The sequence below is a fragment of the Mycobacterium heidelbergense genome (assembly GCF_050205645.1).
In the GTDB taxonomy this organism is placed as follows: Bacteria; Actinomycetota; Actinomycetes; order Mycobacteriales; family Mycobacteriaceae; genus Mycobacterium; species Mycobacterium heidelbergense_A.
On record NZ_JBNMQT010000021.1, the window covers coordinates 50,593 to 68,978 of the forward strand.

At 65.9% G+C, this 18,386-nt stretch carries 20 protein-coding genes; 9 read left to right on the forward strand and 11 right to left on the reverse strand.

Translation table 11 applies throughout. The features are described from left to right. Positions 1 to 11 precede the first annotated feature (11 nt). The 6 genes from gyrB to ACQI5H_RS20635 all read right to left on the reverse strand — a co-directional run bounded on the left by gyrB (position 12) and on the right by ACQI5H_RS20635 (position 7,527). Positions 12 to 2,042 (reverse strand): DNA topoisomerase (ATP-hydrolyzing) subunit B, encoded by a 2,031-nt coding sequence (gyrB, locus tag ACQI5H_RS20610; RefSeq protein WP_427081155.1) that lies wholly within the window; start codon positions 2,040 to 2,042, stop codon positions 12 to 14. A gap of 221 nt (positions 2,043 to 2,263) precedes the next feature. Next, on the reverse strand, positions 2,264 to 2,827 hold the full coding sequence (locus tag ACQI5H_RS20615) for a DUF721 family protein (RefSeq protein ID WP_427081156.1): 564 nt from the start codon (positions 2,825 to 2,827) through the stop codon (positions 2,264 to 2,266). Further along, complete coding sequence (gene recF / locus ACQI5H_RS20620) at positions 2,824 to 3,966, reverse strand: DNA replication/repair protein RecF (RefSeq protein ID WP_427081157.1); 1,143 nt, start codon at positions 3,964 to 3,966, stop codon at positions 2,824 to 2,826. Before recF ends, ACQI5H_RS20615 begins: the two co-directional genes overlap by 4 nt. Then, positions 3,967 to 5,166: a DNA polymerase III subunit beta gene (dnaN, locus tag ACQI5H_RS20625; RefSeq protein WP_427081158.1), complete on the reverse strand. Its 1,200-nt coding sequence runs from the start codon at positions 5,164 to 5,166 to the stop codon at positions 3,967 to 3,969. 472 nt (positions 5,167 to 5,638) lie between these two features. After that, positions 5,639 to 7,162, reverse strand: a complete 1,524-nt coding sequence (gene dnaA / locus ACQI5H_RS20630) for a chromosomal replication initiator protein DnaA (protein WP_427081159.1) — start codon at positions 7,160 to 7,162, stop codon at positions 5,639 to 5,641. Positions 7,163 to 7,323: 161 nt separating this feature from the next. Continuing rightward, positions 7,324 to 7,527 (reverse strand): hypothetical protein, encoded by a 204-nt coding sequence (locus ACQI5H_RS20635; RefSeq protein ID WP_427081160.1) that lies wholly within the window; start codon positions 7,525 to 7,527, stop codon positions 7,324 to 7,326. A 239-nt stretch (positions 7,528 to 7,766) separates the two neighbouring features. Between ACQI5H_RS20635 and rpmH the strand changes: the two genes are divergently transcribed. The 9 genes from rpmH to ACQI5H_RS20680 all read left to right on the forward strand — a co-directional run bounded on the left by rpmH (position 7,767) and on the right by ACQI5H_RS20680 (position 14,163). Beyond that, positions 7,767 to 7,910, forward strand: a complete 144-nt coding sequence (gene rpmH / locus ACQI5H_RS20640) for a 50S ribosomal protein L34 (protein ID WP_073880743.1) — start codon at positions 7,767 to 7,769, stop codon at positions 7,908 to 7,910. A gap of 23 nt (positions 7,911 to 7,933) precedes the next feature. Beyond that, complete coding sequence (gene rnpA, locus ACQI5H_RS20645) at positions 7,934 to 8,290, forward strand: ribonuclease P protein component (RefSeq protein ID WP_427081184.1); 357 nt, start codon at positions 7,934 to 7,936, stop codon at positions 8,288 to 8,290. Further along, entirely contained in the window at positions 8,287 to 8,634 is a 348-nt protein-coding gene (yidD, locus tag ACQI5H_RS20650; protein WP_427081161.1) for a membrane protein insertion efficiency factor YidD, read from the forward strand. The genes rnpA and yidD overlap by 4 nt, the downstream gene beginning before the upstream one ends. Then, on the forward strand, positions 8,618 to 9,748 hold the full coding sequence (yidC, locus tag ACQI5H_RS20655; protein ID WP_427081162.1) for a membrane protein insertase YidC: 1,131 nt from the start codon (positions 8,618 to 8,620) through the stop codon (positions 9,746 to 9,748). The genes yidD and yidC overlap by 17 nt, the downstream gene beginning before the upstream one ends. A 33-nt stretch (positions 9,749 to 9,781) precedes the next feature. Then, positions 9,782 to 10,354 (forward strand): protein jag, encoded by a 573-nt coding sequence (locus ACQI5H_RS20660; protein WP_427081163.1) that lies wholly within the window; start codon positions 9,782 to 9,784, stop codon positions 10,352 to 10,354. A 95-nt stretch (positions 10,355 to 10,449) separates the two neighbouring features. Beyond that, complete coding sequence (rsmG, locus tag ACQI5H_RS20665; RefSeq protein ID WP_427081185.1) at positions 10,450 to 11,160, forward strand: 16S rRNA (guanine(527)-N(7))-methyltransferase RsmG; 711 nt, start codon at positions 10,450 to 10,452, stop codon at positions 11,158 to 11,160. After that, positions 11,157 to 12,140, forward strand: a complete 984-nt coding sequence (locus ACQI5H_RS20670; protein ID WP_427081164.1) for a ParA family protein — start codon at positions 11,157 to 11,159, stop codon at positions 12,138 to 12,140. The genes rsmG and ACQI5H_RS20670 overlap by 4 nt, the downstream gene beginning before the upstream one ends. A gap of 23 nt (positions 12,141 to 12,163) precedes the next feature. After that, positions 12,164 to 13,147, forward strand: coding sequence for a ParB/RepB/Spo0J family partition protein (locus ACQI5H_RS20675; RefSeq protein WP_427081165.1), 984 nt, complete (start codon positions 12,164 to 12,166; stop codon positions 13,145 to 13,147). A 284-nt stretch (positions 13,148 to 13,431) separates the two neighbouring features. Then, positions 13,432 to 14,163: an acetyltransferase gene (locus ACQI5H_RS20680; protein ID WP_427081166.1), complete on the forward strand. Its 732-nt coding sequence runs from the start codon at positions 13,432 to 13,434 to the stop codon at positions 14,161 to 14,163. A 16-nt stretch (positions 14,164 to 14,179) separates the two neighbouring features. On the opposite strand, the gene ACQI5H_RS20685 is transcribed toward ACQI5H_RS20680, so the two are convergent. From ACQI5H_RS20685 to sigM, 5 genes are all read right to left on the reverse strand, one after another. Next, entirely contained in the window at positions 14,180 to 15,400 is a 1,221-nt protein-coding gene (locus ACQI5H_RS20685) for an N-acetylmuramoyl-L-alanine amidase (protein ID WP_427081167.1), read from the reverse strand. A gap of 134 nt (positions 15,401 to 15,534) precedes the next feature. After that, a complete protein-coding gene (gene trxA, locus ACQI5H_RS20690) occupies positions 15,535 to 15,882 on the reverse strand; it encodes a thioredoxin (RefSeq protein ID WP_427081168.1) in 348 nt (115 codons plus the stop codon). 13 nt (positions 15,883 to 15,895) lie between these two features. After that, on the reverse strand, positions 15,896 to 16,894 hold the full coding sequence (gene trxB, locus ACQI5H_RS20695) for a thioredoxin-disulfide reductase (RefSeq protein ID WP_427081169.1): 999 nt from the start codon (positions 16,892 to 16,894) through the stop codon (positions 15,896 to 15,898). A 90-nt stretch (positions 16,895 to 16,984) separates the two neighbouring features. Further along, on the reverse strand, positions 16,985 to 17,734 hold the full coding sequence (locus tag ACQI5H_RS20700; protein ID WP_427081170.1) for a hypothetical protein: 750 nt from the start codon (positions 17,732 to 17,734) through the stop codon (positions 16,985 to 16,987). Between the two features lie 56 nt (positions 17,735 to 17,790). Then, positions 17,791 to 18,372 (reverse strand): RNA polymerase sigma factor SigM, encoded by a 582-nt coding sequence (sigM, locus tag ACQI5H_RS20705; RefSeq protein WP_427081171.1) that lies wholly within the window; start codon positions 18,370 to 18,372, stop codon positions 17,791 to 17,793. Positions 18,373 to 18,386 lie beyond the last annotated feature (14 nt).

Genomic DNA, 18,386 nt, shown 5'->3' on the forward strand with positions numbered 1-18,386 from the left:
TGCCTGATTCGTCAGACATCCAGGAAGCGAACGTCCTTGGCGTTGCGGGTGATAAAGCTTCGGCGAGCATCGACGTCCTCGCCCATCAAGATGGAGAAAAGTTCGTCGGCGGCGGCGGCGTCATCCAGGGTGACCTGACGCAGCACGCGCACGGTCGGGTCCATCGTGGTCTCCCACAATTCCTTGGCGTCCATTTCACCCAGACCTTTGTAGCGCTGGATGCCGTCGTCCTTGTTGATCTTCTTGCCGGCCTTCTGCCCCGCCTCGAGCAGGCCGTCACGCTCGCGATCGGAGTAGGCGAACTCGGGATCGCTGCGCTGCCACTTCAGCTTGTACAACGGCGGCTGCGCCAGAAACACGTGGCCGTTTTCGATGAGCGGGCGCATGAACCGGAACAACAGGGTCAACAGCAGCGTGGAGATGTGCTGGCCGTCGACGTCGGCGTCGGCCATCAGCACGATCTTGTGGTAGCGCAGCTTGGTGATGTCGAACTCGTCGTGAATCCCGGTACCCAGCGCGGTGATGATCGCCTGGACTTCGGTGTTCTTCAGCACCCGGTCGATGCGGGCCTTCTCGACGTTGATGATCTTGCCGCGCAACGGAAGGATCGCCTGGAACATCGAGTCGCGGCCGCTCTTCGCCGAGCCACCGGCCGAATCGCCTTCCACGACATACAGTTCGGATTTGCGCGGGTCGGTGGATCGGCAGTCGGCCAGCTTGCCCGGTAGGCCGCCGAGATCCGTGGCGCTCTTGCGGCGCACCAACTCTCGTGCCTTGCGCGCCGCGATACGTGCTTGCGCCGAGGACACCGCCTTGTTCACGACTGTCTTGGCGTCACTGGGGTTGGCTTCGAACCAGTGGGAGAGCTTGTCGTTGCATGCTTTCTGCACAAATGACTTGACTTCGGTGTTGCCCAGTTTGGTCTTCGTTTGGCCCTCGAACTGCGGTTCGCTGACCTTGACCGAGATCACCGCGGCCAAACCCTCGCGGATGTCGTCGCCGGTCAGATTGGGGTCTTTGTCTTTCAACAGTTTCTTGTCTTTGGCGTATTTGTTCACCACCGACGTCAGCGCGGCGCGGAACCCTTCCTCGTGGGTACCGCCCTCGTGGGTGTTGATGGTATTTGCGAACGTATGGACCGACTCCGAATAACCGGCGTTCCACTGCATCGCGATTTCGACCTCGTGGCCGGGTCCCTTGTCTGAGAAGTCCACGATGCTGGAGTGGATCGGGTTCTTGGTGCGGTTGATGTGCTTGACGTAGTCGACCAAACCGCCCGGGTAGTGAAAGGTGCGGTGCTTGACTTTGTGCGGCGCAACGGATTCCGCGGCCTTCTCCTGCGCGGACTTCGGCGCTTCTGCCGTGTCGCTGACGACTTCGTCGACCACCTCTTCGTTGCTCACCCGCTCATCGGTCAGGTGGATGGTCAGCCCCTTGTTGAGGAACGCCATTTCCTGCAGCCGGCGGGCAACGGTCTCGAAGTCGTAGTCCGTCGTCTCGAAGATGCCCGGGTCGGCCCAGAAACGGACCGTCGTACCGGTCTTCTTGGTTTTGTCGCCCTGTTTCAGCGTGCCGGGAATAGAGCGGTCGTAATGCTGGAACCACTCGTAGCCGTCGGTGCAGATCTCGACCTCGAGTCGAGTGGACAACGCATTGACCACCGACACACCGACGCCGTGCAACCCACCGGACACCGCGTAGGCGCTGTCATCGCCGCCGAACTTTCCGCCAGCATGAAGCTGAGTCATCACCACGTCGACCGTCGGCATGCCGGTGGCGTGCATGCCCACCGGGATACCGCGGCCGTTGTCGGTGACCTGAACGCCGCCGTTCTCCAGAATCTTCACGTCGACTTCCGTCGCGTAACCCGCCATCGCCTCGTCGACGGCGTTGTCGACGACCTCCCATATCAGATGGTGCAATCCGCGCTCCCCGGTCGAGCCGATGTACATGCCGGGGCGTTTGCGGACCGCTTCCAACCCTTCCAGGACGGTGATCGAGTCGGCGCCGTACTCTTTCGGTTTCTTCTTTTGGGCAGCCACGGGCGGAAGGCTCTCCTTGGGGTTGCGCGCGGGTAGTCTCCGGGACTTTGCGCTGGTTCTCCGCCAGTCTACCGATAAGGGGCGCCAGGACCGATTCTGTGAGGGTGTTTCTGCACAGCTATCTGCGCCGTGTGCGGAATTTTTCGCCGAAGGCTGCGTCAGGACGCTTGACGAGCCAGTTTCCAGCGTTATGGCGGCGCTGAAGCGGGTCGCTCGCTCGGTCAACCGTAGGTGTCCCGGGGGCCTCGGCCGGCGATGTGCCGCGGGCCCTTCCGCCACGATGGTGCGGCTGGCCCGGTGATTTTCAGCGATGTCACTACGCCGTTGCCAACCGCGGCGGCGATCTTGGCCAGAATCTGCGCCTGGATCATCCGCAGCTGGGTCGCCCAGGCGGTCGATTCGGCCGCCACGCTGAGCACCCCGTCGTTCAGGGTGGTCGGCGTCGCGTGGTCGGCGATCTGGTGTCCCACCACCGACGACCAGTGGCCAAGCACCGTGCCCTCCGCGACGTGCGTCGACCAGCCCCGCTTTTTCGCCAGATCGCGCGCCAGCCTGCCCAACGGTTGGGGATCGCGCGTGTCGGGTCCGGGGCCCGACCAGCTCCGCCGCTGTCCCGCGACGCGGCGCGGGGGAGGGGGCGCGCCACGTCCCCGGCCGGCGTCCTTTCCCTGCGCGCGGGCGGCGGCACGGGCTTCCTCGAGGGTGCGCCGCACCAGGTCGATGCCTGTCAGGTCGCCGGACGATTTGCGGCGGTCGGGAGTCGATCCGCCGCCGGCGCCGGTCATCCTTGCACCACCGATACGCGCCCGCCGTCCTCGTCGCGCAGGTCGATGTGCACCCGCCTAGCGTCCCACTCGGCCGGTATGTCTTCGAGGACCGCCGCGGTTACCAATACCTGTTCTGCCGCTTCGGCCACCGAAGCCAAGGCGCGACGACGCGTCGCGTCGAGTTCGGCGAACACGTCGTCGAGCAACAACACCGGTTCACTGCCGTCGGCACGCAGCAACTCGTACGCCGCCAAGCGCAGTGCGACGGCGAACGACCACGACTCCCCATGACTGGCAAAGCCTTTGGCGGGCTGATCGCCGAGTCGCAACTCGAGATCGTCGCGATGCGGGCCGACAAGACACATTCCGCGTTCCACCTCGGCGTCGCGGCGTGCCGCCAGCGCAGCCAACAACGCGGCTTCCAAGAACTCGCGGTCGGTACCTTCGGCGCCCACGCCATCCATGCTCGCGCGGTAGCCGATCGATGCCTGCCGCGATCCCGGCGCCAGCAACTGGTAGGCCTTTTCCACCTCGGGCGCCAACTGATTGACGAGATCGATGCGGGCGGCCATCAATTCCGCGCCGTGCTCGGCCAAACGGCTGTCCCACACGTCGAGAGTGTCCACCGCGCCGCCTCGGTGGCGCGCACCCGACAACGACTTCAACAGCGCCGTGCGCTGGCGCAACACTTTGTCGTAGTCCGCGCGCACCGCGGCGATCGCCGGGCGGCGCACCGTCGCCAAATCGTCGAGGTAGCGGCGCCGGTCCGCCGGATCGCCGCGAACCAAGGCCAGGTCTTCCGGCGCGAAAAGCACCGCGCGCAACACCCCGAGCACCTCACGTGTGCTGCGCACGGGGGAGCGGTTCAGCCTGGCCTTGTTGGCCCGACCCGCCGCGATCTCCAGGTCGATCGCGCATTCCCTGCCTTCGTTGACGACGATGGTCGAGACTATCGCGCGCGTATTGCCCGCCCGGATCAACGGCGCGTCGGTACCCACCCGGTGCGAACCCAACGTACTCGAATACCACAGTGCCTCAATGAGATTCGTCTTCCCGAACCCATTGGGGCCGACGAACACCGTCCGGCCCGGTTCCAATTCGAGGTCGGCCTGCGCCCAGGACCGGAAATCACGCAGTCCCAAATGCCGGACGTACACCTACCCGGGCAGCCGCACTGGCATCAACAGGTACACGTAATCCGTCGGCAAAGCGGGGAAGGGACCGTTGCCCGTCGGATGGCTGTCGTCGTCGAACGCCGGCCGCAGCAATGCCGGCTTACCCGGGGTCGTGAAACCGAACGACACCCGGTCGGCATGGACCGAGCCCAGTCCATCCGTCAGGTAGGTCGGGTTGAACGCGATCGTCAACGGGTCGCCGGCGAAGTCAACGGCGAGGTCTTCTTCGGCCCGGCCGACATCGTCGGCGCCCGCGGAGAGCCGCAGCATGCCGTCGGCGAATTCCATGCGCACCTGCGCGCCTCGGTCGGCGACCAGCGCGACCAGCTTGATAGCTTCGGTCAACTCGGCCACGTTGATGGTGGCGACCGCCGTGTGCTCGGCCGGCAACAGCTGACGAAACTTCGGGAACTCCGCGTCCAGCAGGCGGGTGGTGCTGCGCTTGCCGTTACCGCTGATACCCAGCAGTCCGTCTTTTCCGACGCCCGACCCGGCGCCCAATGACAGCCGCACATCCGAGCCGTCGATGCCGGCCTTAGCGGCCTCGGACAAGGTTCTCGCCGGCACCAGCACCGCGGCCTCGACATCGGGCGACAAGGCCGTCCACGTCAGCTCACGAACGGCCAGGCGGAACCTGTCGGTCGCGGCCAGAACTACGGTTTCACCCGAGATCTCGACCCGAATTCCCGTCAGCATGGGCAAGGTGTCATCCCGGCCGGCCGCGATGGCGACCTGACCGATCGCCTCGGCGAACAGCTCCGACGGCAGGCTTCCGGTGTCGTCCGGCAGCGCGGGCAGCGTCGGGTAATCCTCGACCGCCATCGTCGGCAGCGAAAACCTGGCATTTCCACACGTCAACGCCACGCGACTACCGTCCACGTAGAAGTCCACCGGTTTGTCCGGCAACGCCCGGGTAATGTCCGACAACAACCGCCCAGACACCAAAACGCTTCCAGGAGAAGCTATTTCGGCTGCAACCTGTGCCTCGGCGGACACCTCGTAGTCGAATCCCGAGATGGTCAGGCCCTCATCCGAGCCGGTCAACAACACGCCCGAAAGCACCGGCACCGCCGGTCTGGTCGGCAGATTCTTTGCCACCCACGACACCGCGTCGGCGAAAGACTCCCGCACCACACGAAACTTCAGATCGGTGAGGCCAGCTGTTGTCGTCGCCGCGTCCATAGCGTCCCTTCACCTGCCGAGTGTTCGAAACCAAGCTTGGCTAGCCGCCCGTCGCTAGCAGTCGAAGAACAACCGTAGATCGTCGGAGGCCATCTTGAAAGCTAATCGCAAAGCCCGACAAGCCCGGTCACCGCGAGGCTTGCGAGCCCAGCGTAACGAAGCCTCCCCAGCGCTGTACTTCAAAGAAGAAACAACGGAGATAACTCAGTAACAGTATTAAGGGGTGTGGATTCTGGGGACAGCGTGGTCTTGAAGCAGCTAGGGCGGGAGGCGGGATGTGGATGACAGCGTTGACAACTATGTGAGCTGTGTTGGGCCGGTGGGGATGAACGACGGGTGTGGACTGAGGCGCGATCGGTGCACCGGTGTTTGAGGGGTTTGTACACACCGCTGCGCACAACTCCGGCGTGTGGCTGGTGTTACAGGGGTGTGAGAAGTTTTTTGAAAAAAAGATGCCGGTAAGCGGCTGAAATCAGCGCTTGGACCGCTGACGGATACGAGTGGTGAGTTCCTTCACGTGATCGAACACCTCGCGTCGCTCGGCCATCTCGGACAAGATCTTCCGCTGGGCATACATGACGGTGGTGTGATCACGGCCGAATGCCTGGCCGATCTTGGGCAACGAGAGGTCGGTGAGTTCGCGGCACAGGTACATCGCGATTTGTCGTGATTGAGCCAGCGCTCGGGTCTTGCCCGGGCCGCGGAGCTCCTCGACGGTGGTGTCGAAGTATTCGGCGGTGGCTGCCATGATGGTCGCGGCGCTGATCTGCATGGTGCTGGCGTCGGCGATCAAGTCGCGAAGGACGATCTCGGCCAATGCCTTGTCGATCGGAGTCTTGTTCAACGACGCGAACGCCGTCACCCGGATCAGGGCGCCTTCGAGTTCGCGGATGTTGCGTTCGATGCTGCTGGCGATGAGCTCGAGCACGTCGTCGGGCACCGCGAGGCGCTCCATCTGCGCTTTTTTGCGCAGGATCGCGATGCGGGTTTCCAGTTCCGGGGGCTGCACGTCGGTGATCAGGCCCCACTCGAACCGCGTCCTCAGCCGGTCTTCCAGGGTGGCGAGCTGTTTGGGCGGCCGGTCGGAGGAGATGACGATCTGCTTGTTGGCGTTGTGCAGCGTATTGAAGGTGTGGAAGAACTCCTCCTGGATACCTTCCTTGCCCTCGATGAACTGGATGTCGTCGACAAGCAGCACGTCGACGTCGCGATAGCTGCGCTTGAACGCGACCTTGCGGTCGTCGCGAAGCGAGTTGATGAAGTCGTTGGTGAACTCCTCGGTGGAGACGTACTTGACCCGCATACCCGGGAACAACCGTTGCGCATAATTGCCCGCCGCGTGCAACAGATGTGTCTTGCCCAGGCCGGATTCGCCCCAGATGAACAGCGGGTTGTACGCGCGGGCCGGCGCCTCGGCGATGGCGAGCGCCGCCGCGTGCGCGAACCGGTTGGAGGCACCGATGACGAAGGTGTCGAAGGTGTAGCGGCGGTTGAGGCTGGTTCCGCCCGCGATGGCCGGGTCGATGATGTGGGGACGCTCGGTGAAGTAGTTGGGCCAACCCTGCTCGTCGTCGATGACGGGTTCCCCGTTTTCGTCAGCCTCGTCGACGTCACTTGACGATTCGAGGTCGACGTCGTCGACGAAGATGTCGGTTTGAGGGAGGACGGTGTCGTCACCGTCTTCCGCGGGCGGGGCGATGCGCACCCCGAGTTGGACTTGCTGGCCGAGGCGCCGGCTGAGCGCGTCGGTGATGGGTTCACGCAGATGACGTTCGATCTCATTTTGGACGAAACTGCTCGGTACCGAAAGCAGAGCAAACCCCTCGACGATGGTCAGCGGTTGGACCAGATTGAGCCACGCCCTTTGCTGAGGGGTCAGGGGGGCGACGAGCGTTGCGCGATTGGTGGCGACGCCGTCTGCGGTGGGTTCGCCGTTGAGTTCGGAGACGACCGCGTTCCACACTGTCGTGAAAGTTGAACCGGGGTCATCGGTCAACGACGTATCTCCCTGGTCCGACGTCGAGGAACTGCCAGCTTGGCGACAAAGCAGCTGTCCACATAGTTATACACAGGTGTGGACAGGATGAGCGTAAACGAGCCACAGCCTTCCGGCGACGGCCCGCGATCTCCATGCTGGTGGCAACCCACGCAGGTCGCCTAGGCAGCTAGTTGATCCGCCATCCTCGCTTCGTTGTCGAGCGCCGCCTCACGCTGAAACGGCATGCCCGAAGCTAACAGTTTTCCGTGCGGCTGCCAACCGTTCTGCTGCATTCCAATCGGGTTATTTAAAGTTCTTTGGGGCGCGCTTCGATTCGATACGGTTTCGGCCGGCACCGGGCCGGCGAGAACGAATGTTTTCACGGCGCTTGGGTGTGGGTCCGTTGGGGCAGGCCAAGTTTGACCCAGCGAAGGCGCATCAGTACCCTCAAACAGTCGCCCGAAAGTCGGCGATACGGCTGCGACCTAGGTGGACGTGCCTGGGGACCGCGCCGGCCAGTAGCGAGACCAGCTTCGACCGACACAGGAACCCATGCGGTTGCGAATCGTGAGCGGCCGGACGGCTGGGAAAGCTTTGAGCGAGACACAACGAGGAGAACGCCGTGGCCAAGGGCAAGCGGACCTTCCAGCCCAACAACCGGCGCCGAGCCCGCGTGCATGGCTTCCGTTTGCGGATGCGGACCCGTGCGGGGCGTTCGATCGTGTCCAGCCGGCGCCGTAAGGGTCGCCGCGCGCTGTCTGCCTGATCGCAACGTCAGGTCCTTTGGCGGTGCTTCCCGCACGCAACCGTATGAGGCGGTCGACGGAGTTCGACGCGACCGTCAAGTGCGGGGCGCGCGCGGTGCAGTCCGACGTCGTCGTCTACCTCCGCCGGCGCAACCACGGCAATAACGGCCCGCGGGTGGGGCTGATCATCGGCAAGGCGGTGGGGTCGGCGGTGGACCGTCACCGGGTCGCGCGTCGCTTGCGGCATGCCGCCCGAAGTCTGCTGGGCGATCTCGATCAATCCGATCTGGTGGTGATCCGGGCGCTGCCGAGTAGTCGGCAAGCGTCATCGGCGCGGCTGACGCAGCAGCTGCGAAGCGCTCTGCGACGCGGGTGTGAGCTGGCGGGGACGCGCCGGTGAATCAGACGGCGCGGGCGCGCGCGGTAGTCGGTGGTTCGGGCAGGGCCGCCGCACGGGGGCTGATTTTTCTCATCCAGCTATACCGGCACATGGTGTCGCCGCTGCGCCCACCGACGTGTCGCTTCGTTCCGACGTGTAGCCAGTACGCGGTCGATGCGCTCACCGAGTACGGCCTGATTCGCGGCGGCTGGTTGGCGGCGGTCAGGCTCGCCAAGTGTGGGCCGTGGCATCAGGGAGGATGGGACCCGATACCGGAGCGCCGCGGATGCCGGGCGAACTTCGACGACGCCAGCGACGTCTGGGATGCGCCAGCGGCGCGAGGGGAGAGTGAATCTTTTGTTTGATTTTTTCAGCCTCGACATCATCTACTACCCGGTGTCGTGGATCATGTGGGTTTGGTACAAGTTGTTCGCGGCGCTGCTGGGCCCATCGAACTTCTTCGCCTGGGCCCTGGCGGTGATGTTCTTGGTGTTCACCCTGCGAGCCTTGCTGTACAAGCCCTTCGTGCGTCAGATCCGTACCACCCGGCAGATGCAGGAGCTGCAGCCACAGATCAAGGCGCTGCAAAAGAAGTACGGCAAGGACCGTCAGCGGATGGCGCTCGAGATGCAGAAGCTGCAGCGCGAGCACGGCTTCAATCCGATCCTGGGCTGCTTGCCGATGCTGGCGCAGATCCCCGTGTTCCTGGGGCTGTATCACGTGTTGCGCTCGTTCAACCGAACGCAGGGCGGATTCGGTCAGCCGCACCTGTCGGTGATCCAAAACCGGCTTACGGGGAACTACATGTTCAGCCCGCTCGAGGTACAACACTTCCTGGACGCCAACCTGTTTGGCGCGCCGATCGGCGCGTCCATGACACAGCGGACGGGCATGGAGGCATTCACCGATTTCAGTCGCCCCGCAGTGGTCGCGGTCGGCGTCCCGGTGATGATCCTCGCCGGCATCGCAACCTACTTCAACAGCCGGGCATCGATCGCGCGGCAGAGCCCCGAGGCGGCGGCCAACCCGCAGACCGCGATGATGAACAAGCTTGCGCTGTATGTGTTTCCGCTCGGTGTGGTGGTCGGTGGGCCGTTCCTTCCGCTGGCGATCATCCTGTATTGGTTCTCGAACAACATTTGGACCTTCGGTCAGCAGCACTACGTGTTCGGCATGATCGAGAAAGAGGACGAGGCCAAGAAGCAGGAAGTCATCAAGCGCCGGGCGGCCAACGCGCCGGCGCCGGGAGCCAAGCCCAAACGCAACCCGAAGCCGACCCCGGCAGTCGGTAACGGCTCGGCGACGGTCGGCGATGACGACGCGGAACCGGCCGCGCCGAAGGCGGACTCCGATGGCTCCCAAGCTCGGCAAGCCGAGACACCGGAACAGGCGGACAAACCGAAGCCCGGCACACGCAACAACGCGCCGGGCAACCGCGCCCCGCGGCCGGGAGCGCGACCGAAGAGACGCAAACGCTGACGAGGGGGACCCGTGGATGAGGGAGAGAGAGGCATGACGGACGCACACATCACCGAGCCCGACGTTGACGTCGAACCGTCGGTCGAGGATGTCAACGAGGACGGGGCGGCGACGGAAGCGGCCGCCGACGAAGGCGATGACTTGGAGGAGCGGTTGGTCGCCGAGGGGGAGATCGCCGGCGACTACCTCGAGGAGCTGCTGGACCTATTGGACTTCGACGGCGACATCGATCTGGACGTCGAGGGCAACCGCGCGGTGGTGAGCATCGACGGCAGCGACGACCTGAACAAGTTGGTCGGCCGCACCGGCGAGGTGCTCGACGCGCTGCAGGAGCTGACTCGGCTGGCGGTCCACCAGAAGACCGGCGTGCGCAGCCGACTGATGCTCGACATCGCGAGTTGGCGCCGTCGGCGCCGCGAGGAGCTGGCCGCGCTGGGCGACAAGGTCGCGCGTCGCGTGCTGGACAGCGGCGAGCGCGAGGAGCTCGCGCCGATGACGCCGTTCGAGCGGAAGATCGTCCACGACGCGGTCGCGGCGGTCCCCGGGGTGCACAGCGAAAGCGAGGGCGCGGAGCCGTCGCGCCGCGTGGTAGTACTGCTCGACTAGGAGTTACAGCGGTGTAGTTCGCCGCGGCATTTTGAGCCGCGGCGACAAAGACCAGAGGGATGTTTCACGTGAAACATGTCGGCCGTTGCGAGCGGATGCCCGACCCTGCCGTGCCGACAGCCCCCGCCGAATCGATACCGACCCCGGACGCGGCGTCCGCCATCTTCGGGCCACATATATCTATTGCGCAGCGGTATGCCGAACTGTTGGCATCGCGCGGCGTGGAACGCGGCCTCCTCGGACCGCGCGAGGTGGCCCGGGTATGGGACCGTCATGTGCTGAACAGTGTCGCCGTCGCCGAGCTCCTGGATCCGGGGGATCGGGTGGTGGATATCGGCAGCGGCGCCGGGCTGCCGGGGATCCCGCTGGCGATTGCGCGGCCCGACCTTCGGGTCGTACTTCTCGAACCGCTGCTGCGACGGAGCGAGTTTCTCAATGAGGTGGTGGCCGAACTAGGGTTGGCCGTCGAGGTGGTGCGCGGCCGGGCCGAGGAACCTTGGGTGCGGGAACGGTACGGGGGAAGGGACGCGGCTGTGTCGCGAGCGGTTGCAGCATTGGACAAGTTGACGAAGTGGAGTATGCCGTTGCTACGGCCCGGCGGTCGGATGGTGGCCATCAAGGGCGAGCGCGCCCCGGACGAACTCCGGGCGCACCGGCGTGTGATGGCGGCGTCGGGCGCCGTTGATGCCAGGGTGGTCACATGTGGCGCGAACTATTTGCGTCCGCCCGCAACCGTGGTCTTAGCGCGACGCGCAAGCCAGCCGCGGGAGGGGTCGGTACGAATGGGGAACAGGGGACATCGATGAGTTCTCCGCGAGACTGGCCCGCCGCGCCGCCGCCTCCAGCGGCTGTCGCGCCCGGGCAGGAGAGTGCCACCGAGTACCACGACCCGGCGGATGCGGTGCCGCATGTTTCACGTGAAACATCGGAGGAATACGACACCCCGATCGGCGCCGCCGCCGAGCGGGCGATGCGGGTCCTCCACACCGCCTACCCACCGTTGCGCAGGCCGGATCACCGACGGGTCTTCACCGTCGCGAACCAAAAGGGCGGCGTCGGCAAAACCACCACGGCGGTCAACCTTGCGGCCGCACTCGCCGTCCAGGGGCTCAAGACGCTCGTCATCGATCTCGATCCGCAGGGCAACGCGAGCACGGCGCTCGGGATCACCGACCGGCAGGCCGGGACGCCGTCATCGTACGAAGTCCTCCTCGGCGAGGTCTCGCTGCAGGACGCGCTGCGCCGCAGCCCGCACAGCGAGCGCCTGTTCTGCGTCCCGTCCACGATCGACCTGGCCGGTGCCGAGATCGAATTGGTGAGCATGGTTGCGCGCGAGAACCGATTGCGTAACGCTTTGGCCGCGCTTGAGGAGTTCGACTTCGACTACGTCTTCGTTGACTGCCCGCCGTCGCTGGGGCTGTTGACCATCAACGCGCTCGTCGCCGCGCCCGAGGTGATGATCCCGATTCAGTGCGAGTACTACGCGCTCGAGGGGGTGTCACAGCTGATGCGCAACATCGAGATGGTGAAGGCCCACCTGAATCCCCGGCTGGACGTCACCACCGTCATCCTCACCATGTATGACGGGCGGACCAAGCTCGCGGACCAGGTGGCCGAAGAGGTGCGCCGGTATTTCGGAAGCAAGGTGCTGCGCACGGTGATCCCGCGCAGCGTCAAGGTCTCGGAGGCGCCCGGCTACAGCATGACCATCATCGACTACGACCCCGGTTCGCGCGGGGCGATGAGCTACCTCGACGCGAGCCGCGAACTCGCGCTACGCGACTGACAACCATCGGCGAAGGGACGATCATGACGCAGCCGTTACGGAGGAAGGGCGGCCTTGGCCGGGGCCTGGCTTCGCTGATTCCCACCGGTCCGGCCGAGGGCGACTCGGGCCCGGCGACCCTTGGCCCACGGATGGGGGACGCCGCCGCCGACGTGTTGATCGGTGGACCGGCGCCGGACGCCTCAGGCGTGGGGGCGGTGTACCGCGAGATCGCGCCGGCCGACATCGAGGCCAATCCACGTCAGCCACGGCAGGTCTTCGACGAGGAGGCGCTGTCCGAACTCGTGCACTCCATCCGCGAGTTCGGCCTCTTGCAGCCCATCGTGGTGCGGGCGGTGCCCGGGGCGAAGAGCGGCGCGCGCTACCAGATCGTGATGGGGGAGCGGCGCTGGCGGGCGGCCCAGGAGGCGGGCCTGGCCACCATCCCGGCCATCGTGCGCGAGACCGCGGACGACACCCTGCTGCGCGACGCCTTGCTGGAGAACATCCATCGGGTGCAGCTGAACCCTCTGGAAGAGGCGGCGGCTTACCAGCAGCTGCTCGACGAGTTCGACGTCACCCACGACGAACTGGCGACCCGCATCGGCCGATCGCGGCCGCTGATCACCAACATGATCCGCTTGCTCAAACTGCCGATCGCAGTCCAGCGCCGAGTAGCGGCGGGGGTGCTGTCGGCCGGCCACGCCCGTGCGCTGCTATCCCTCGAGGCCGGCCCCGAGGCCCAAGAAGAGTTGGCCAGCCGGATCGTCGCGGAGGGCCTGTCGGTGCGCGCCACCGAGGAAGCGGTCACGCTGGCCAATCGCGGGGAGGGGCATAAGCCGGCGCCCCCGCGGCGCAAGCCCATCCAGATGCCCGGCCTGCAGGACGTTGCTGACCGGCTGTCGAATACCTTCGATACGCGCGTGACGGTCAGCCTTGGCAAACGCAAGGGGCGGATTGTTGTGGAGTTCGCCTCGGTGGAGGACTTGCAGCGGATCATCGGCGTTATGACCCCGCCCAACCCATGACCAGCGACACGGTGTAATTACGTCACTGTGACACTGGCCGGGTTCCGGGCGCGAATCAACCCGCTGCGGACACGGCGCAGTGCCGGAAAACCACTGGGCGACAACGAATTTCGGAGTTGAGCGGGCCGGAACACCCGGCTGTAGGCCGGCCCCGGCCGGGCCCGTCACCGGGCTGCGCGAACACTGGCCCCGCGACGGCAAACTCTCCTATCCTGGAGGGGTTGCCGGTGCATGTCAGCCTGGGGATATCCGGGCTTGCGGTACGCACGGAAGCCAGGAGGCTAGTGTCTGCTCGAATCACGCCGCTGCGGCTCGAAGCCTTCGAGCATCTTCCGAAGCACGCGCGCCGCTGCGTCTTCTGGGAGGTCGATCCCGCGACCCTCGGTAACCAGGACCACCTCGCCGATCCGGAATTCGAAAAGGAAGCCTGGTTGTCGATGGTGATGCTGGAGTGGGGCTCGTGCGGTCAGGTCGCGACGGCGGTCCCCGACGAACGCAGCCACGCCGATCCCCCGTGCCTCGGCTATGTCCTCTACGCACCGCCGCGAGCGGTTCCACGCGCGCAGCGGTTTCCCACCGCGCCGGTATCCGCCGATGCGGTGTTGCTGACGTCCATGGGGATCGAACCCGGACAGGCCGCACACGACTTGCCGCACAGCTTGTTGGCCCGCGTCATCGACGAGCTGGTGCGGCGCGGAGTCCGGGCGCTGGAAGCGTTCGGCCGCATGCCGGCGGCGTCGGAGTTACAGGACCCGCGCATGGTCGATCCCGCTGTGCGTCCGGTGCTGGAAGCCCTCGGCGACTGCACGGTCGAGCATTGCATCATCGATGCGGAGTTCTTGAAGGACGTGGGTTTCGTTGTGGTGGCGCCACATACGTACTTCCCCCGGCTGCGGCTCGAACTCGATAAGGGCCTGGGCTGGAAGGCCGAGGTGGAGGCGGCGCTGGAGCGCCTGCTGGCCAATGCGCAGCTGGAGCAGCCGATCGGGGCCGGGTCGACGGCCACGAATACCTAGCGGGCATCCAGCAGGGTTAGGAGCCGCCGAGCCTGGTCGTGCGTTCCACCGACAATTCGTGAGCCAGCAGCTCGGCGAAGGTGAATGTGCCGGTGGGTCTATCGTTCTTGCCCAGCAGATACAGCCGCTTGACCGCGGCGAGGATACCTTCGGCGATCGCGTCGCGAGTGTGCGTCGACACCAGCATGTCCCGGTCGCGTGGATTGGTGATGTAGCCGACGTCGACCTGAACGGTCGGCATCCGGGTCAGCCGGAGCAGATCCCATGTCCGGCCATGTGTGCGGCAATCCCGTAAACCGGTGCGGGCCACCACTTCTCGCTGAATGAAGTCGGCGAGATTACGGCCGATGGTAGAAACCGAGCCATGCGAGTTGCCGAAATGGAACGACGCGACGCCGTTGGCGGAAGGACTGCGCTGAGCCTCGCAGCGCAGGCTGATCATCAGGTCCGCGCCGACGTTGTTGGCCGTCGCGGCGCGTTCGGCATCCGACGGGCTGCGATTGGTCGGCCGGGACAGAAAGGTCTCCATGCCGATGGCCGTCATCCTGCCTTCAAGCCGGCTTGCCAAGTCCCACAACACATCTGCTTCGCTGATGGGCCCGTTCGGACCGTGGCAGATCAAGCCGTGATCCGCGCCGCCGCGGCCCGGATCGATGATGATCCGCTTGCCCGAGAGTTTGGGTCCCGATCGGCGCACCAACTCTTCCTCGCGAATCGCGTGGGGCGAGCCGCCGCTGACCCGGGAACTCAGAAAGTACAAGGAGCGTAACGTTTCCGGACCGCAGATGCCGTCGGCGGCGAGCCCGTACTCGCGTTGGTACGACATCAACGCGTTGTGCGTCTGCAAACCGAAGTAGCCGTCGACCAACCCGGTGTAGAAGCCGAGGTCCTGTAGCCGAGCTTGCAGGGTCGCGACGTCGTCCCCGTACAGGGGGGCGCCGAATTGGTGATACAGCGTGCGCGCGCCGAGCCGGTAAGACGCCTCTTTCAACGCCCGATAGGTGGCCTCGCCGACGATGCCGTCGACCAGCAGTCCACGGTGCTGCTGGAAGGCACGTACGGCCTGGTCGAGTTCGGAATCGAACAGTTCGAGGGCCACATGCCTGCCGGTGGTCAGGTCTTCCTCGGAGTTCTCCAGCAGGTTCAGCGCAGCCAGCGCCGCCCGGATTTCGGTCACTGCAGCGCTGCGGTCACCACAGCGCAGCGCGTCGCCGTTTTCGCGGCGCGGACTCGGCATACCAAGGGCCCTCCGGGACGGACTGACAGGCTTGAAATACGGGTTAGAGCTAACCGGTATTGTCGCAGATCCTTCTCGATTTCCGGAAAACCCCAGGCTAACCGGCGGGCTCGTGCCGCGCGGTTGGATGGGGTTCAGGCGAGGTTGGGAACCGCGTCGGAAAGCTCACGCAACAGGGCGGCTTTGCCCTTGGCGCCGACGATACGTTTCACCGGCTGACCGTCCTTGAACAGGATCATCGTGGGGATGGACACCACCTGGAAGTCGCGCGCCGTTTCCGGATTCGCGTCGACGTCGAGCTTGGCGACGGTGATGTGTTCGGCGCGCTCGGCCGCGATCTCTTCGAGCACGGGCGCGACCATCTTGCACGGTCCGCACCAGGTTGCCCAAAAGTCAACCAGCACAGGCTTATTGCTGGACAACACGTCGGTGGAGAAGGACGAGTCGGAGACTTCTATTGTGCCGCCGGCGTTTTCGGTCATCGTGACGCTCCCATCAATGTGTTCCTACGGTCAGCTGCTGTGTCTCGCCGGCCGCATCCGACTCTTCGTGCTCGGCCAGCCACCGCTCGGCGTCGATCGCCGCGGCGCAACCGCTACCGGCCGCCGTGACCGCCTGCCGATACGTGCGGTCTACCAGGTCGCCTGCCGCGAACACACCATCCAGCGACGTGCTGGTGGTGCGCCCCTTGACGAGCACGTACCCGTCGGGGTCGACGTCGATGACGTCGCGCACCAACGCCGAACGCGGCTCGTGGCCGATCGCGACGAAGACGCCGGTCACCGGCAGCGTGGTTTCTTCACCAGTCACGGTGTGGCGCAGCCGCAATCCGGTCACCGTGGTGTCGCCCTCCACCGCGGCGACAGTGTGATTGGTGACGAACTTGATCTTGTCGTTGTTGCGGGCGCGGTTCAGCATGATTTTCGATGCCCGGAACTCGTCGCGGCGGTGCACAAGCGTCACGCTGGTGGCGAACCGGGTCAGGAACAGGGCTTCCTCCATCGCGGAGTCGCCGCCGCCGATGACGGCGATGTGTTGGTCTCGGAAGAAGAAGCCGTCGCAGGTGGCACAGGAACTCACCCCGCGGCCCAGCAACTCCTGCTCGCCGGGAACCCGTAGGTAGCGCGCCGCGGCGCCCATCGCCAGAATGACGGCCCGGGCGCGGTGGGTTTCCCCCTCCGCCGTGACGACCGACTTGACCGGTCCGTCCAGCGACACCGACTCGACGTCCTCCATCCGCAGGTCCGCCCCGAAGCGCAGCGCCTGCTCGCGCATCTCGTCCATCAACTCCGGGCCGGTGATGCCGTCGCGGAACCCGGGATAGTTCTCCACGTCGGTGGTGGTCATCAACGCGCCGCCGAATGAGGTGCCCTCGAAGACCAGTGGTGCCAGCTGCGCGCGGGCGGCATACAGGGCCGCGGTGTACCCGGCGGGACCGGAACCGATGACGATGACGTCGTGGATGGGGTCAGTAGCGGACGGGGCGGCGGTCATGCGGGCCTTTCGGGGTACAGGGCGTCGTTGTGTCGAACGCCAGCGTAGGCATTGCTGTTCCCGCTGGGGCGCGCAACACGTGGCATCACACTAAAGGCGCGGGACTTGCGTGTTGGCCAGCAGGCCGGTGTCGGCCGCGCTGCAATTCAGTGCCACCGCAAAGACCGCCAGGTTGTTGGGCGTATCGCCGGGCAGCACGAGCAGCACGCCAGGGCGGGCGTTGATGTCGATCGGCCGTGCGCCCAGCACCTGCGTGGAAGCCGGATAGCCCAGGCCGCTGAGGCAGGATGCGCGACGAGACGGGTCGCTGAGCGGGCCGTACTCGGGTCTGCGGTCGAGCAGGCCAAGGATCTCGTGCTGCGACAACGGCACCACCATCGGCGGCGTCGACACCGTGATGTGCTCGGCGGTGACCGCCGTGCTCGGTATTGGCGTCGGCGCGTTGACCAGCGCCGCCGTGCCGATGCCGATCGCGGCCAGCACGGCGCACAAACCGGCCACACCCGCGGCGACCCGGCCGGGGCGCGGTCGCGGCCGGGCGGAGTGTGCCGCGGGGGCCCCGCGGGGGTCGGCCGACGTCAACGCCGCGGTGATCCGGGCGACAACCTCGGGGGGAGCCTCGGGGGCCACCGCGCCGGCGTCGGCGACATCGCGGCGCACCTGATTCAGCGCACGCAGGACGTTCTCGGCCTCCGGGTTGGCGCGGATTTGTCTGCGTACCCGGGCGGCGGCGTCGTCGTCCAGCAGGCCGGCCTGCAAATCGGCGAGCCGCTCGACCGTCAGCGGTGGATCTGCTGCCCCCGCACCATGATCCGCGGGATCGTTCTCGGCTGCACCCATCCGTCCCAGTGTCCGTCATGCACGGATCGATGGCCACACGCGGCCCCGCGGAAGCGTCAGGCCTGACCGGCTGGAGCATCGGGTGCGGCGTGGGCGCCGGTGTTGAGATAACCGAGCAGCTCGGCCAGGCGAACCCGGCCGCGGGCGCATCGGCTCTTGACGGTGCCTTCGGGGATGCCGAGCAGCCGGGCGGTGTCGGCAACCGAACAGCCCAGCATGTCGACCGCCACGATCGCGGCCCGCTGTTCGATTGGGAGCCGACCCAGGGCGCGCTGCACCAGCAGCGCCGTTTCGACCTGCGCGCTGCGATCGGCCACCGGGTAGACATCGTCGAGTGGCACGGTCCGCTGCGTCTTGGTCCGCCGCAGCCGGTCCAGGCACGCGTTGACCACGATGCGGTGCAGCCAGCTGCCGACCGCTGCGTCGTGCCGGAACGAACCCGCGCCGCGATGGGCCGAAAGCATGGCGTCCTGCAGCGCGTCTTCGGCGTCCTCGGGGGTGCGGGTGGTCAGCCGGGCCAGGCGGTGCAGCTGGCGGCGGTGACGGTGGAACAGCTCGCCGAACGCGTAGCGGTCGCCGGCAACGTGGGCGGCGAGCAGCTCGGCGTCGCTGCGCTCGACCTCTCCCCCCACACCCACGGCCGGACAGTAAC

What these genes read in the sequence shown, in the direction of transcription:
- ACQI5H_RS20700 (WP_427081170.1), bottom strand. Translation starts at nt 17,734, where the DNA reads ATGGGTGCAGCCGAGAACGATCCCGCGGATCATGGTGCGGGGGCAGCA.
- dnaN (WP_427081158.1), bottom strand. Translation starts at nt 5,166, where the DNA reads ATGGACGCGGCGACGACAACAGCTGGCCTCACCGATCTGAAGTTTCGT.
- ACQI5H_RS20660 (WP_427081163.1), top strand. Translation starts at nt 9,782, where the DNA reads ATGACGGACGCACACATCACCGAGCCCGACGTTGACGTCGAACCGTCG.
- rsmG (WP_427081185.1), top strand. Translation starts at nt 10,450, where the DNA reads ATGCCCGACCCTGCCGTGCCGACAGCCCCCGCCGAATCGATACCGACC.
- ACQI5H_RS20685 (WP_427081167.1), bottom strand. Translation starts at nt 15,400, where the DNA reads ATGCCGAGTCCGCGCCGCGAAAACGGCGACGCGCTGCGCTGTGGTGAC.
- trxB (WP_427081169.1), bottom strand. Translation starts at nt 16,894, where the DNA reads ATGACCGCCGCCCCGTCCGCTACTGACCCCATCCACGACGTCATCGTC.
- trxA (WP_427081168.1), bottom strand. Translation starts at nt 15,882, where the DNA reads ATGACCGAAAACGCCGGCGGCACAATAGAAGTCTCCGACTCGTCCTTC.
- ACQI5H_RS20615 (WP_427081156.1), bottom strand. Translation starts at nt 2,827, where the DNA reads ATGACCGGCGCCGGCGGCGGATCGACTCCCGACCGCCGCAAATCGTCC.
- ACQI5H_RS20675 (WP_427081165.1), top strand. Translation starts at nt 12,164, where the DNA reads ATGACGCAGCCGTTACGGAGGAAGGGCGGCCTTGGCCGGGGCCTGGCT.
- ACQI5H_RS20670 (WP_427081164.1), top strand. Translation starts at nt 11,157, where the DNA reads ATGAGTTCTCCGCGAGACTGGCCCGCCGCGCCGCCGCCTCCAGCGGCT.